The 15,044-nt window shown below is 55.2% G+C and carries 12 protein-coding genes; 8 read left to right on the top strand and 4 right to left on the bottom strand.

Annotated features, from left to right (window positions below):
- Positions 1–11 precede the first annotated feature (11 nt).
- A complete protein-coding gene (gene folM, locus HV242_RS09745; protein WP_025204335.1) occupies positions 12–734 on the top strand; it encodes a dihydromonapterin reductase in 723 nt (240 codons plus the stop codon).
- On the opposite strand, the gene HV242_RS09740 is transcribed toward folM, so the two are convergent.
- Positions 731–1,066, bottom strand: coding sequence for a GlpM family protein (locus HV242_RS09740; RefSeq protein ID WP_020884312.1), 336 nt, complete (start codon positions 1,064–1,066; stop codon positions 731–733). The genes folM and HV242_RS09740 overlap by 4 nt on opposite strands.
- Before the next feature lie 128 nt (positions 1,067–1,194).
- On the opposite strand from HV242_RS09740, the gene rstA reads away from it, so the two are divergent.
- The 3 genes from rstA (at position 1,195) to tus (ending at position 4,699) form a co-directional block, all read left to right on the top strand.
- Positions 1,195–1,911: a two-component system response regulator RstA gene (gene rstA, locus HV242_RS09735; RefSeq protein ID WP_025204337.1), complete on the top strand. Its 717-nt coding sequence runs from the start codon at positions 1,195–1,197 to the stop codon at positions 1,909–1,911.
- Positions 1,912–2,396: 485 nt separating this feature from the next.
- Positions 2,397–3,695 carry a two-component system sensor histidine kinase RstB gene (rstB, locus tag HV242_RS09730; protein WP_014169816.1) on the top strand — a complete coding sequence of 433 codons (1,299 nt, stop codon included), beginning with the start codon at positions 2,397–2,399 and terminating at the stop codon, positions 3,693–3,695.
- Positions 3,696–3,769: 74 nt separating this feature from the next.
- Positions 3,770–4,699, top strand: coding sequence for a DNA replication terminus site-binding protein (gene tus / locus HV242_RS09725; protein ID WP_014169815.1), 930 nt, complete (start codon positions 3,770–3,772; stop codon positions 4,697–4,699).
- On the opposite strand, the gene fumC is transcribed toward tus, so the two are convergent.
- Together fumC and fumA are read right to left on the bottom strand one after the other, a co-directional pair.
- A complete protein-coding gene (gene fumC / locus HV242_RS09720; RefSeq protein WP_044867810.1) occupies positions 4,700–6,094 on the bottom strand; it encodes a class II fumarate hydratase in 1,395 nt (464 codons plus the stop codon).
- Between the two features lie 137 nt (positions 6,095–6,231).
- Positions 6,232–7,878 (bottom strand): class I fumarate hydratase FumA, encoded by a 1,647-nt coding sequence (gene fumA / locus HV242_RS09715; RefSeq protein ID WP_025204339.1) that lies wholly within the window; start codon positions 7,876–7,878, stop codon positions 6,232–6,234.
- A 197-nt stretch (positions 7,879–8,075) separates the two neighbouring features.
- On the opposite strand from fumA, the gene manA reads away from it, so the two are divergent.
- Both manA and HV242_RS09705 read left to right on the top strand, forming a co-directional pair.
- On the top strand, positions 8,076–9,251 hold the full coding sequence (manA, locus tag HV242_RS09710) for a mannose-6-phosphate isomerase (RefSeq protein ID WP_049022014.1): 1,176 nt from the start codon (positions 8,076–8,078) through the stop codon (positions 9,249–9,251).
- A 99-nt stretch (positions 9,252–9,350) separates the two neighbouring features.
- Positions 9,351–10,919: a YdgA family protein gene (locus HV242_RS09705; protein WP_050736697.1), complete on the top strand. Its 1,569-nt coding sequence runs from the start codon at positions 9,351–9,353 to the stop codon at positions 10,917–10,919.
- Positions 10,920–10,988: 69 nt separating this feature from the next.
- On the opposite strand, the gene HV242_RS09700 is transcribed toward HV242_RS09705, so the two are convergent.
- The gene (locus tag HV242_RS09700; RefSeq protein WP_014169810.1) at positions 10,989–12,017 is read right to left on the bottom strand and encodes a Mal regulon transcriptional regulator MalI; all 1,029 of its coding nucleotides are present in this window, start codon (positions 12,015–12,017) and stop codon (positions 10,989–10,991) included.
- 177 nt (positions 12,018–12,194) lie between these two features.
- Here HV242_RS09700 and malX point away from each other — a divergent pair, with 177 nt between their 5' ends.
- Together malX and HV242_RS09690 are read left to right on the top strand one after the other, a co-directional pair.
- Entirely contained in the window at positions 12,195–13,787 is a 1,593-nt protein-coding gene (gene malX, locus HV242_RS09695) for a maltose/glucose-specific PTS transporter subunit IIBC (RefSeq protein ID WP_050736696.1), read from the top strand.
- Positions 13,788–13,835: 48 nt separating this feature from the next.
- Entirely contained in the window at positions 13,836–15,008 is a 1,173-nt protein-coding gene (locus tag HV242_RS09690; protein WP_032681156.1) for a MalY/PatB family protein, read from the top strand.
- Positions 15,009–15,044 lie beyond the last annotated feature (36 nt).

Here is a 15,044-nt window from a genome sequence, read left to right as displayed (position 1 = left end):
AGGAGAACACGATGGGAAACGCGCAGCAACGCCCAATACTGATTACTGGTGGAGGCCGTCGTATCGGCCTCGCCCTTGCCCATCACTTTCTCAATCTTCGCCATCCGGTCATCATCAGTTACCGCAGCGAATATCCCTCGATTGAGGGGCTACGCAAAGCCGGTGCGATCTGCATTCAGGCCGATTTCTCAACCGATGACGGTATTCTGGCCTTCGCTGAAAAAGTAAAATCTACCACCCCCGGGCTGCGCGCCATTATCCATAATGCCAGCGCCTGGCTTCCCGAAAAATCCGGTACGCCACTCAGCGAAACGCTCTCCTGCATGCTGCAGATCCACGTCAATGCGCCCTATCTGCTGAACCATGCCCTGCTCGACCTGTTGCGCGGTCACGGACATGCGGCGGGTGATATTATTCATTTCACCGATTACGTCGTGGAGCGCGGCAGCGACAAGCACATCGCCTATGCGGCCAGTAAAGCTGCACTCGATAACATGACGCGCTCGTTCGCCCGTAAACTTGCCCCTGAAGTTAAGGTGAACGCCATCGCCCCGGCGATGATTTTATTCAACGAAGACGATGATGCGGAGTATCGCCAGCAGGCGCTAAATAAATCGCTGATGAAAATTGCGCCAGGTGAAAAAGAGGTTATCGATCTTATCGATTATCTGCTCACCAGTTGCTATGTCACTGGCAGAACCTTTGCCGTGGACGGCGGTCGACCGCTGCGCTAGTGAAAGCGGCTCCAGAAGAAGATAAGCACCCAGGCGCTGAGCCCCCAGCAGACAACGGCCCCGCTCAGCGCCAGGGGAAGTCGCATAAAACCGGTGAAGTACCAGAGCGAAAGCAGATAAAGAAAATAAGGGATGATCGACCACATCCCGAACACGATAGTCGTACGCAATGCTTCCGTGCCTCGTTCTGAGGCGACAATATAGTGCGCTATTAACGCAAAGGTCGGGAAGAGTGGGATCAGCCCGGCAATATAATAATTCCTGGTTTTAGCCAGAATACCAATCAGTAACACCACCAGCGCACCCAACGCGGCTTTTATCACCAGCCCCATCTTTTTCCCTATAACAATCAAATAACACTATGAGCCAGAATAACGGAACTGGCGTTAATTATGAAAGATTAATGGAACGTTAAGGTTGTGCGGTGTATGTTGGCTTTTTTCACGATAACAGACGTTGTATGAATAAGATTGTTTATGTTGAAGACGAGCCCGAAGTGGGGCAATTGATCGCCGCCTATCTGGGTAAACATGATATGGACGTCATTGTTGAGCCTCGTGGCGATCGTGCCGAAGAGGTGGTCTTACGTGAAAACCCGGACCTGGTGCTGCTGGACATTATGCTGCCCGGCAAAGATGGCATGACGGTCTGCCGCGATCTGCGCGCCCGGTGGGAGGGCCCTATCGTGCTGCTGACCTCGCTGGACAGCGACATGAACCATATTTTGTCACTCGAAATGGGTGCCAATGACTACATTCTGAAAACCACGCCCCCTGCCGTCCTCCTTGCTCGTCTGCGCCTTCATTTACGCCAGCGTGCCAGCGTTGAACGAGAAGCGCCTGCTCAGTCGCTGACCCCGCACAAAGCGATGCGTTTTGGTACCTTGTCTATTGATCCGATTAACCGTCAGGTTCTGCTTTCTGGCGAGCTTATCGCCCTTTCCACCGCAGATTTTGACCTGCTCTGGGAACTGGCAACCCACGCCGGGCAGATCATGGACCGCGATGCATTACTGAAAAACCTGCGCGGCGTCAGCTACGACGGAATGGATCGCAGCGTTGACGTGGCTATTTCGCGCCTGCGTAAAAAACTGCAGGATAATGCCACTGAGCCGTACCGCATTAAAACCGTGCGTAACAAGGGCTATCTGTTCGCGCCTCACGCCTGGGAAACCTGATGCCGGTTCCCCGAACGACACTGTTTAAAACATTACGCAGACGAGGTCTGACAGTTGCATAAAATAAGAACACTCAGCCTGATCTGCTGTTTTGGGTTAACCGGGTGCGTTGTCGCAGATATGGATTCAAGTCATTTTGACTATGTTCCGTATATTCAGACTATCCAGAATCCCAGGACCCCGGGCCATACCAATGTGCAACAACGCCGTGAGGATTTGTACGCCTGCGGCGTTGATCGAAAGTATTCGCTCAATTCATGGGACGAAAGCTTCAGTCGCAACCGCCTGCTGCCGGGCGAAACGATAGAACAGCAAGATTCCAGGATCAAAAAAATAGAAGACTGTATGAAATCAAAAGGGTACGTTCTGTGGGATTACTCACAATGCGGACCCCGTAAAAAACCGAGCGGTATGTGTAACTAGTTTGGGTTTGCGTGTTTGTCTTCGACGCAGGTTGTTAACGTATTGATTTTCGGTGAGATTGAATGAAAAAGCTGTTCGTACAGTTTTATCTCCTGCTGTTTGTCTGCTTCCTGGTGATGACCATGCTGGTTGGGCTGGTCTATAAATTCACCGCCGAACGTGCGGGCAGGCAGTCACTGGATGATTTAATGAAAAGCTCGCTCTACCTGATGCGCAGCGAGCTGCGAGAGATTCCGCCACACGACTGGGCCAAGACCTTAAAAGAGCTGGATCTGAACCTGTCGTTTGATCTGCGCATCGAGCCGATGAAGGATTTCGATTTAGAGCCACCCGCCATGCAGCGACTGCGTGACGGGGACATTGTGGCGCTGGATGAGAAATATACCTTTATCCAGCGCATTCCACGGAGCCATTACGTTCTGGCCGTGGGGCCGGTACCTTATCTCTATTATCTGCACCAGATGCGCCTGCTGGACCTTGCCCTGCTGGCTTTCATTGCCATTTCGCTCGCGTTCCCGGTCTTTATCTGGATGAGGCCACACTGGCAGGACATGCTGAAACTGGAATCTGCTGCGCAACGTTTTGGTGACGGGCATTTTACCGAGCGCATTCACTTCGACAGCGGTTCCAGCTTCGAACGTCTTGGCGTGGCGTTTAACCAGATGGCCGATAACATCAATGCGCTGATTATCAGTAAAAAACAGCTCATTGACGGAATTGCTCACGAGCTGCGTACGCCACTGGTACGCCTGCGCTATCGGCTGGAGATGAGCGAAAACCTGACGGAGGCCGAGTCGCAGGCGCTGAACCGCGACATTGGTCAGCTTGAGGGCCTCATTGAGGAACTCCTGACCTACGCGCGCCTCGATCGCCCGCAAAACGAACTGAACCTCAGTACGCCGGACCTGCCCGGCTGGTTACAAACCCATATCGATGATGTCCAGAGCGTAAACCCGCAACGTACCCTGCTGACACACGTCACGCCCGGCGATTATGGTGCACTGGATATGCGTCTGATGGAACGCGTGCTGGATAATCTGATGAACAACGCCATGCGTTATAGCGAGAGCACGCTGCAGATTGGCTTAGATTTACAGGGTAGTCAGGCCTGTCTGACGGTTGAGGACGACGGACCGGGCATCGCCCCGGAAGCGCGTGAAACGGTGTTTGAGCCGTTTGTACGCCTCGACCCTAGCCGCGATCGTGCCACGGGGGGGTGTGGGCTCGGGCTGGCAATTGTCTACTCCATCGCGCAGGCGATGGGCGGCACGGTGCATTGTGAAGAGAGCGCACTCGGCGGCGCGCGCTTCTGCTTTAGCTGGCCGGTATATCACAACATCACCCTTCCCGTCCCTGCCTGACCTTTATCGCTCGCTGGCCTGACCCGGCGTGCTGTGCTATATGATAAGTATGTTGTAACTAATGAAGAGTTATCATGGCGACGTACGATCTCATCGAAAGGCTGAACAGCACATTCCGCGACATTGAACACGAGTTACTGACCCTGACCGAACGTTTGCAGACCTGCCGTCTGTTAGCCGCGCGCGTCTTTACCCTGCCGGATGTGGTGAAAGGCGCTGAACACGACCCGCTGGAAACCATAGAGGTACAGCAGCATATCGGCAAAGCGGCGCTGGAACTGACGCTGCGGCACTACCGTCGCCTGTTTATCCAGCAGCAGTCAGAAAACCGCAGCAGTAAGGCGGCCGTTCGTCTGCCGGGCGTAATCTGCCTGCAAACTGATGCAACAACGCGAGAAGCACTGGAAAACCAGATTGCGCATATCAACACGCTTAAGGCGACGTTTGAAAAGATCATCACTGAAGAGTCAGGTCTGGCCCCTGCCGCCCGCTTTGAATGGGTACACCGACAGCTACCGGGATTAATCACCCTGAATGCCTACCGTACGCTGACGGTACTGCGTCATCCCGCTACGCTTCGCTTCGGCTGGGCCAACAAGCACATCATTAAAAACTTCACCCGTGATGACATTCTGGCGCAGCTGGAAAAGAGTCTGAAGGCACCGCGGACTGTCGCACCGTGGTCACGCGAGCAGTGGATTGAACGGCTTGAGCAGGAGTACCACAGCATCGCCTCACTGCCGGCGGATACCCGGCTTAAGATTAAGCGCCCGGTGAAGGTGCAGCCTATCGCACGCGTCTGGTATTCCGGCCAGCAAAAGCAGGTACAGTATGCCTGCCCGACGCCGCTGATCGCACTTTATGATGCCGATCAGGGGGCCATTGTGCCGGATATTGGCGAACTGCTGAATTACGATGCTGAAAATGTCCAGCATCGTTACAGACCTCAGGCGCAACCGCTGCAGCTGATTATTCCGCGGCTGCACCTGTATGTGGCGCAGTGATTATTTCAGGCTGTCGACCATCGATTCCGGGCGTACCCATGCATCAAACTCAGCCTCCGTCAGGTAACCCAATGCCAGAGCGGAGGCTTTCAGCGTCAGCCCCTCTTTATGCGCTTTTTTCGCAATCTCGGCGGCTTTGTCGTAGCCGATATGGGTATTCAGCGCGGTCACCAGCATCAACGACTCATTGAGCAACTGGCTGATGCGCTCGCGGTTTGGCTCAATGCCTGACGCACAGTGCTCGTTGAAACTCTCCATACCGTCCGCCAGCAGGCGTATGGACTGAAGCACGTTGTGAATCACCATCGGCCGATAGACGTTGAGCTCAAAGTTACCGGATGCGCCGCCCATGTTAACGGCAACGTCGTTACCCATTACCTGACAGCAGAGCATGGTCATGGCTTCACACTGGGTCGGGTTTACTTTGCCCGGCATGATAGAGCTACCCGGCTCGTTCTCCGGAATGCTAATTTCACCGATACCGCAACGGGGACCCGAGGCCAGCCAGCGCACATCATTGGCGATTTTCATCAACGACGCTGCCAGACCCTTGAGGGCACCGTGGGTATGAACCAGCGCATCACAGGTGGCCAGCGCTTCAAACTTATTCGGCGCCGTGATAAACGGCTGCCCGGTGATGGCCGCCAGCTCGTCGGCAACGCGCACCGCATATTCCGGATGGGTATTTAACCCCGTACCGACCGCCGTTCCGCCCAGCGCCAGCTCTGCAAGATGCGGCAGGCTGTACTCGATGTGCTTGAGGTTATGTTCTAGCATTGCCACCCAGCCGGAAATCTCCTGGCCGAGCGTCAGCGGCGTGGCATCCTGCAGATGAGTACGTCCTATTTTGACGATATCGCTGAAAGCCTGCGCTTTCTCGCCAAGAGTGGTTTTAAGCACGTTGAGCTGCGGGATCAGCTGTTCACGAAGCGCAATCACCGCCGCCACGTGCATCGCCGTCGGGAAGACGTCGTTCGAACTTTGGCTTTTGTTTACGTCATCGTTCGGGTGAACCTTACGCTCCATACCGCGCACGCCGCCCAGCAGTTCGCTTGCCCGGTTCGCCAGCACTTCGTTCATATTCATGTTGCTCTGGGTGCCAGAACCGGTCTGCCAGATGGCGAGGGGGAATTCATCGGGATGCTTGCCGGCCAGCACTTCATCGGCAGCAGTGATAATCGCGGTGGCCTTATCTGCCGCCAGCAGGCCTAAATCCTGATTCACTTTGGCGGCCGCACGTTTAGTGAGCGCCAGCGCCTGAATCAGCGAGACGGGCATTTTCTCGGTCGAAATACGGAAATGTTCCAGCGAACGCTGGGTTTGCGCGCCCCATAGCTTGTCAGCCGGGACATCGATCGCGCCCATAGAGTCTTTCTCACGGCGTACCGTAGTCATTACTTTCTCCTTGATAACACTGTCGGGATTGCTCACATGCTTCAGAGATAAGTATTGAGTGCTTTACAGAAAAGATATGGCGCTTTGTGCGCTCTTTGATGTGCCGGGTGACGTGAACGCCACCCGGCTATAGTAGATTACTTCACACACGCCGAACATTGAGAGGACTGGATCTGCCTGAAGAAGTCGTTACCTTTGTCATCCACAAGGATAAACGCCGGGAAATCTTCCACTTCAATTTTCCAGATAGCTTCCATACCCAGTTCCGGGTATTCAATGCACTCAAGGCTCTTAATGCTGCCCTGCGCGAGTACGGCAGCCGGACCGCCGATGCTGCCCAGGTAGAAGCCACCGTGTTTATGGCAGGCATCCGTCACCTGCTGGCTACGGTTTCCTTTTGCCAGCATGATCATGCTGCCGCCGTTGGCCTGCAGCTGGTCAACATACGAGTCCATACGGCCTGCGGTGGTCGGGCCTAACGAGCCAGAGGCGTAGCCTTCTGGCGTTTTGGCCGGGCCTGCGTAGTAAATCGGGTGATCTTTGATGTACTGCGGCAGCCCTTCACCGTTGTCCAGACGCTCTTTCAGTTTCGCGTGAGCGATGTCACGACCAACGATGATGGTTCCGTTAAGAGAGAGACGGGTCGACACCGGATACTGAGACAGCTGCGCCAGAATCTCTTTCATCGGACGGTTCAGGTCAACATGAACGGCTTCACCCTCTCCCGCTTTGCGCAACGCTTCAGGAATGTACTTCCCTGGGTTGTTCTCCAGTTTTTCGATCCAGACGCCTTCGCGGTTGATCTTCGCCTTGATGTTACGATCCGCAGAACAGGAGACCCCCATCCCGACCGGACAGGAGGCGCCGTGGCGCGGCAGACGGATCACACGCACATCATGGGCAAAATATTTGCCGCCGAACTGCGCGCCCAGGCCGAGGTTACGCGCTTCTTCCAGCAGTTCCTGTTCAAGCTGAACATCGCGGAACGCCTGGCCGTGCTCGTTCCCTTCGGTAGGCAGGCCGTCGTAGTATTTGGTCGACGCCAGCTTCACCGTTTTCAGGGTGCTCTCTGCTGACGTACCGCCAATCACAAAGGCAATATGGTACGGCGGGCAGGCAGCGGTGCCGAGCGTGCGCATTTTCTCAACCAGATAATTCTTCAGCTTGCCCGGCGTGAGCAGCGCTTTGGTTTCCTGATAGAGATAGGTTTTGTTCGCTGAACCGCCACCTTTGGCGATGCAAAGGAATTTGTATTCATCACCGTCCACGCTATACAGGTCAATCTGCGCAGGCAGGTTTGTGCCCGTGTTGACCTCTTTGTACATATCCAGCGCCGCGTTTTGCGAGTAGCGCAGGTTGTCTTCGGTGTAGGTATTGTACACGCCGTGCGCCAGCGCCGCTTCGTCGCCGCCGCCGGTCCAGACGCGCTGGCCTTTTTTACCCACAATGATGGCCGTGCCGGTGTCCTGACAGGTAGGTAAAATACCTTTCGCCGCGATATCCGAGTTACGCAGGAACTGCAGGGCGACGTATTTGTCGTTTTCGCTGGCCTGCGGGTCGCTCAGGATATCGGCAACCTGCTGCTGGTGCGCAGGGCGGAGCATAAACGAGGCGTCGTGGAAAGCCTGCTGCGCCAGTAACGTCAGCGCCTGCGGATCGACCTTGAGGATCTCCTGCCCTTCGAATTCAGAGACGGAGACGTGATCGCGGGTTAACAGGTAATATTCGGTTTGATCCTTACTGAGGGGGAAAGGATCCTGATAATGAAAGGGTTTGTTCGACATTGTTCTCTCACTTACTGCTTCAGTCTGATTATTTGGGCAGATGTTCCGCTGCCCGCTTAAAAGCGAGTCAGCTTATCCTACACAATTTTTTAACAAAAACTGAGACTAGTACGACTTTTTACATCCACAGGTTACTTCCATGTGGTTTATTGCTTTAATACCCGGAGTTAATTCCACCATTGAATCAGGGCTTGATAATGCAAAAACTCATTAACTCAGTGCAAAACTACGCCTGGGGAAGTAAAACTGCGTTAACGGATCTCTACGGTATCGCGAACCCAAACAACCTGCCGATGGCAGAACTGTGGATGGGTGCGCACCCGAAGAGCAGCTCAAAAATTGAAGACGCAAGTGGCCAGGTTCGCTCTCTGCGCGACGTGATTGATGCCGACAAAGCTACCCTGCTGGGTGACAAGGTTGCCAGCCGTTTTGGTGAGCTGCCGTTCCTGTTTAAAGTGCTGTGCGCCGACCAGCCGCTCTCCATCCAGGTTCACCCGAATAAAAAAGCCTCTGAGATGGGCTTTGCGAAAGAGAACGCGGCCGGTATTCCGTTAGATGCGGCCGAGCGTAACTACAAAGATCCTAACCACAAGCCGGAACTGGTCTTTGCGCTGACTCCCTTCCTGGCGATGAACGCGTTTCGCGAGTTCTCAGAAATTATCTCCCTGCTGCAGCCGGTGGCGGGTGCTAACAACGCGATCGCTCACTTCCTGGAAAACCCGAATGCAGCAGGCCTGAGCCAGCTTTTCGCCAGCCTGCTGAACATGCAGGGAGAAGAGAAATCTCACGCCCTGGCGGTGCTGAAAGCAGCGCTGGACAGCCAGCACGGTGAGCCGTGGGATACCATCCGCCTGATTTCTGAATTCTACCCGGACGACAGCGGCCTGTTCTCCCCTCTGCTGCTGAACGTGGTGAAGCTGAACCCGGGCGAGGCGATGTTCCTGTTTGCTGAAACCCCGCACGCCTACCTGCAGGGCGTGGCGCTGGAGGTGATGGCCAACTCAGACAACGTACTGCGTGCAGGCCTGACGCCGAAATACATTGATATCCCTGAGCTGGTTGCCAACGTGAAGTTTGAGGCGAAGCCTGCGGATCACCTGCTGACTCAGCCTGTTAAACAGGGTGCGGAGCTGGACTTCCCGATCCCGGTGGATGATTTTGCCTTCTCACTGCATGACCTGAGCCCGGCAGAAACCGCCATCGCGCAGGAGAGCGCGGCAATCCTGTTCTGCGTTGAGGGTGAAGCAACGCTGCATAAAGGTGGCGAGCGTCTGGTGCTCAAGCCAGGCGAATCGGCATTTGTAGCGGCAAACGAGTCGCCGGTGAGCGTGAGCGGAACCGGTCGTCTGGCGCGTGTTTTTAATAAGCTATAAGCACTTACTGAATTTTTTAACAACTCTTGCTAAGCTAGTTGAAGACTTTACATCACCGGGCGGTTTCTACCGCCTGGTTTCATTTTAGGGATAGTCGCAATGAAAAAATCGGTCGTAGCGGTAGGAGTGATTGTAGCGTTAGGCGTGGTCTGGACAGGTGCCTCCTGGTTTACCGGGAAACAGCTGGAAAACCGTCTGGCTGAGATGGTGGCACAGGCTAACGGAGAGCTTAAGCGTGGCGCGCCGGAAGCAGGCGTGGAGCTTGCCTACCAGAATTATCAGCGTGGTATCTTTACCAGCCATATGCAGGTGGTTGTCAAGCCTGTTGCCGGTAATGAAAATGGCTGGCTGAAACCGGGCCAAAGCGTGGTGCTGGATGAAGTGGTCAGCCACGGTCCGTTCCCGCTGGCACAGTTAACGTCTTTTAACCTGATCCCGTCGATGGCGTCTGTTCACACTGTACTGGTGAATAACGACTTAACCAAACCTCTGTTTGATCTGGCAAAGAACGAGTCACCTTTCGAGGTTAACACCCGCATCAGCTACGCCGGTGACACACGTTCCAGTATCGATCTGAAAGCACTGAACTACGAGAAAGATAACGAGAAAGTGACCTTTAGCGGGGGGAATTTCAAGGTTGATGCTGACCGCGATGGAAATGTCTTCTCCCTGACCGGTGAAGCAGAGAGCGGCCTGATCAATGCCGTCAATGAATACGGTCAAAAGGTTCAGCTGACGTTCAATAACCTGAAAGCCGACGGCGACAGCAAGATGACCGATTTTAAAGAGCGTATCGGTAATCAGAAACTCTCTTTTGACAAGATTGCTATCGCGGTTGAAGGGAAAGAGATGGCCGTGCTGGAAGGCATGGAGGTGGACGGCAAATCCGACGTGTCTAAAGACGGTAAGAGCATCAATACCCAACTGGATTACGCCCTGAAGAGCCTGAAAGTGCAGAACCAGGATCTCGGGACCGGCAAACTGTCGCTGAAGATTGGCAATATCGACGGTCAGGCATGGCATGAATTTAGCCAGAAATACAGCAAAGAGAGCCAGGCACTGCTGAGCAATGCCGCGCTGCAGCAGAATCCGGAAGTTTACCAGCAGCAGGCCATGGCGGTGCTGATGAACAACCTGCCCATCCTGCTGAAAGGCGAGCCGGTTATCACCGTGGCCCCGCTGAGCTGGAAAAACAGCAAAGGCGAAACCAACTTTAATCTGTCCCTGTTCCTGAAAGACCCGACAACCGCAACGGGTGAACCTCAGACGCTGGCGCAGGAAGTGGATCGCAGCGTGAAGTCACTCGACAGCAAGCTGACCATCCCTGTGGATATGGCGACCGAGTTTATGACCCAGATTGCGAAGCTTGAAGGGTATGGCGATGAAGATGCCGGCAAGCTGGCGAGCCAGCAGGTGAAAGGCCTGGCGGCAATGGGCCAGATGTTCCGCATCACGAAGATGGAAGACAACACCATTTCCACCAGCCTGCAGTATGCCAACGGTCAGGTCACGCTAAACGGCGATAAAATGCCGCTGGAAGATTTTGTCGGGATGTTTGGTATGCCTGCCCTGGGGATGCCGGAACCGGCTGAACCTGCAGCGCCGGCCGTGCCTGAAGCACCTGCTGCACCCGCTGCACCCGCTGCACCCGCTGCACCACAGCAGTAATCATCAAAACCCCTCTCTGAGGGGTTTTTTATTATCGGTTGCAGGTACTCAGACTGGTGCCACGAAATACTATTTCACCGTCACTAACCTTGCCGACACAATCTGGTGCCCGGCCTGCACGTCTGCTTTTTCGATGCGCTGCATAATCCTGTCCGCCAGCGTGTAACCCATCTCCCGGGCAGGTGTGGTGGCCCAGACAATGGGCAGATCGTCCAGCGCGTTTTCACCAACATCGGCAAATGCCCCTAACGCCACCTGGTGGCCGAAGAAGGTTTCAACCCCACCCTCGCCGCTCTGACGCCCGGCACGGATCAGGCCAAACCAGGCCCCCATCGCAATCACCTCGTTATAGCAAATCACGGCGCTTATCGTCGGGCTACTCCGTAATAACGCGTTTATCGCTTCCGCGGCTTTCTTCTGGCTGGATTCGCATTCCACCACCCATTCGCTGTGGAACGGGAGGCCGTATTTAATCAGCGTCGCGCAGTAACCGCCTACCCGCTCGGCTCGCGTCAGGGACGAGCTTTTTCCGCCAAGCCAGGCAATGCGCTGATGCCCACGATGAATGAGATGCTCCGTCAACATTTGTGCGGCCTGCATGTTGTCCGGTCGCAGGGTATCGGCTTCGTCCAGATAACTGGCGCGCGAGGCAAACACCAGCGGCACGCCTTTTTCGGCGGCGCGCTCGCACAAGTCATTACTCACCCCCGACGCGCCGGCGACGATCACCCCGTCGACGCCCTGCGTAAGGAGCATATCCAGACGGGAAAGGAGCTGATCGGCCTCGCGACCGCCGTGAAGCAAAAAGACCATCCGTCCCTGCGCTTCAAGCGCTTCGGTCAGGCCCGCGGTCAGTTCGGCATAAAAGGGAGAGGTCAGGTCACGCACAATCAAACCGATCACACCGCTTTGGCCGCCGCGCAGCGCTGATGCCTGGCGGTTACGTACAAAGCCCAGTTGCTCAACCGCCTCGTTAACCCGTTGCCCGGTCGCGGGAGAAATGCGTCCTTTCCCGCTGAGCACCAGTGAAACGGTGCTGACGGAAACCCCCGCCGCCAGCGCGACATCGTTGATGGTGATTTTTTTCGCTACAGCCATGTGTCGGCGTGACTCCCTGAAATGAGATCGGTAAAACGTTTTATCAATATGTAATCTTTATACTACCAGTCAAAGCCTGAGAATGTGATTCAGAGCGCACTAAACTTTGATAAAACGTTTTATCTTCTCGCAGCATTGAAGCAGATAAACTGATTTTAACAATAAAGGAGTCGTTTTATGACGGCGAAAGCAGCACAAAAAATATCGCTGTGGGAATTTTTCCAGCAACTGGGTAAAACCTTTATGCTGCCCGTGGCACTCCTCTCGTTCTGCGGGATCATGCTCGGGATCGGCAGTTCGTTGAGCAGTAAGGACGTCATCACGCTGATCCCGTTCCTCGGGACACCTGTGCTGCAGGCGATCTTTATCTGGATGAGTAAAGTCGGCTCCTTCGCCTTCAGCTTCCTGCCGGTGATGTTCTGTATTGCTATCCCGCTGGGTCTGGCACGCGAGAACAAAGGCGTGGCCGCCTTTGCCGGGTTTGTCGGTTATGCGGTAATGAACCTTGCGGTGAACTTCTGGCTGACGGCTAAAAGCATTCTGCCCACCACCGATGCCGCCGTGCTTAAAGCGAACAACATTCAGAGCGTTATCGGGATTCAGTCCATTGATACCGGGATCCTCGGCGCGGTGATCGCCGGGGTGATTATCTGGATGCTGCATGAGCGCTTCCACAATATCCGCCTGCCTGATGCGCTGGCGTTCTTCGGGGGCACCCGCTTTGTACCCATTGTAACCCTTGTGGTCATGGGTCTGTTTGGCCTTATTATTCCGCTGATCTGGCCAGTCTTTGCGCTGGGGATTAATGGGATTGGCCGCATCATCAACGGTGCGGGCGACTTTGGTCCGATGATCTTCGGAACCGGCGAACGTCTGCTGCTGCCGTTTGGTCTGCAACATATTCTGGTGGCGCTGATCCGCTTTACCGAAGCGGGCGGCACAATGGAGGTGTGCGGACACGATGTGAGCGGTGCGCTGACCATCTTCCAGGCACAGCTGAGCTGCCCGACCACGCACGGCTTCTCTGAAAGTGCGACCCGCTTCCTGTCACAGGGTAAAATGCCGGCCTTCCTCGGCGGCTTGCCGGGTGCGGCGCTGGCCATGTATCACTGTGCTCGTCCGGAAAACCGCCATAAAATTAAAGGGCTGCTGATTTCCGGTGTTATCGCCTGTGTCGTGGGCGGTACAACGGAGCCAATCGAATTCCTGTTCCTGTTTGTCGCGCCAGTGCTGTATCTCATCCACGCGGTACTGACCGGTCTGGGCTTCACCGTGATGGCGGTGCTGGGCGTCACCATCGGGAATACCGACGGCAACGTCATCGACTTTGTGGTGTTCGGGATCCTGCACGGGTTGTCGACCAAGTGGTACCTGGTACCGGTGGTCGCCGCTATCTGGTTCGCGGTGTACTACGGCATTTTCCGCTTCGCCATCACCCGCTTTAACCTCAAAACGCCTGGGCGGGATACCGATACCGCCAGCAGCGTTGAGCAGGCTGTTGCAGGTACCGTGGGTAAGTCCGGCTATAACACCCCTGCTATTCTGGCGGCGCTGGGCGGTGCGGATAACATCACCTCTCTGGATAACTGCATCACCCGACTGCGCCTGTCGGTGGCGGATATGTCGAAAGTGGACACGAATGCCCTGAAAGCCAACCGGGCGATCGGCGTGGTACAGTTAAATCAACATAATTTGCAGGTGGTTATCGGCCCGCAGGTTCAGTCAGTGAAAGATGAGCTGGCAACCCTGATGCGTACAGTGGAAGCCTGATGCCTCACCCCCTCGCGCTGAGGGGGTTTTTCTTTAAGGACTTGAGTCATGTTCGATTTTTCAACCGTCGTGGATCGACACGGCACCTGGTGCACGCAGTGGGACTATGTCGCCGACCGCTTTGGCGCGGCCGATCTGCTGCCCTTCACCATCTCCGATATGGATTTCGCGACCGCGCCCTGCATCACCGAAGCGCTGCACCAACGTATTCATCACGGGGTGTTTGGCTACAGCCGCTGGAAAAATGAAGAGTTTCTCGCCGCTGTGGCGTACTGGTTCCGGCAGCGCTTTAACAGCCACATTGATACCGACTCGCTCGTGTACGGGCCTTCCGTTATTTATATGGTATCCGAACTGATTCGCCTCTGGTCAACTCCCGGCGACGGCGTGGTGGTCCACACCCCCGCTTACGATGCGTTCTATAAGGCTATCGAGGGGAATGCCCGACAGGTGGTCGGCGTGGCGATGGAAAAACATGCCACGGGCTGGCAGGGAAATAGGGCCGCACTTGAGGCGGCGCTGGCAAAACCGGAAAACAAAATTTTGCTGCTGTGCAGCCCGCAAAATCCCACGGGTAAAGTCTGGACCCGTGAAGAGCTGAGTCACATGGCAGAACTGTGCGCCCGTTATGACGTGGCGGTGATCAGCGATGAAATTCATATGGATATGGTGTGGGGAGGCCGTCGCCATACGCCGTGGAATGAAGTGGCAGGCGGCAAATGGGCACTTCTGAGCTCTGGTTCAAAAAGTTTTAACATACCGGCGCTCACCGGTGCCTGGGGGCTGATTGGCGATAAAGAGAGCCGTAACGGTTACCTCAGCGCATTAAAAGGTCGTGACGGGCTCTCTTCCCCTTCCGTGCTGGCGCTGACGGCCCACATTGCTGCCTATCAGCAGGGAGAGCCATGGCTGGATGCGTTGCGGGCGTATCTGGAAGAAAATCTGGCGTACATTGCACGCGAATTACACCGCGCGTTTCCGACGCTCAACTGGCAGCCACCCGAAGCCACGTATCTGGCCTGGATCGATTTACGTCCACTCAACCTTGACGACAAAATGCTACAAAAAGTCCTGATTGAGCAGCAAAAGGTCGCCATCATGCCGGGATACACCTACGGCGAAGAGGGTAACGGTTTTGTCCGTCTGAATGCGGGATGCCCGCGTAGCAAGCTTGAGCAAGGGGTTCAGCGGCTGATCGCCGGCATAACGACGCTCCTGTAATCAGATTGCGCAACGGAATATTCCCTTGCGCAAATA

Origin of the sequence: Enterobacter sp. RHBSTW-00593, from assembly GCF_013784105.1 — a bacterium.
Classification (GTDB): domain Bacteria; phylum Pseudomonadota; class Gammaproteobacteria; order Enterobacterales; family Enterobacteriaceae; genus Enterobacter; species Enterobacter ludwigii.
Note: the sequence above shows the minus strand (reverse complement) of the source record. Positions and strands in the feature narration are given on the sequence as shown.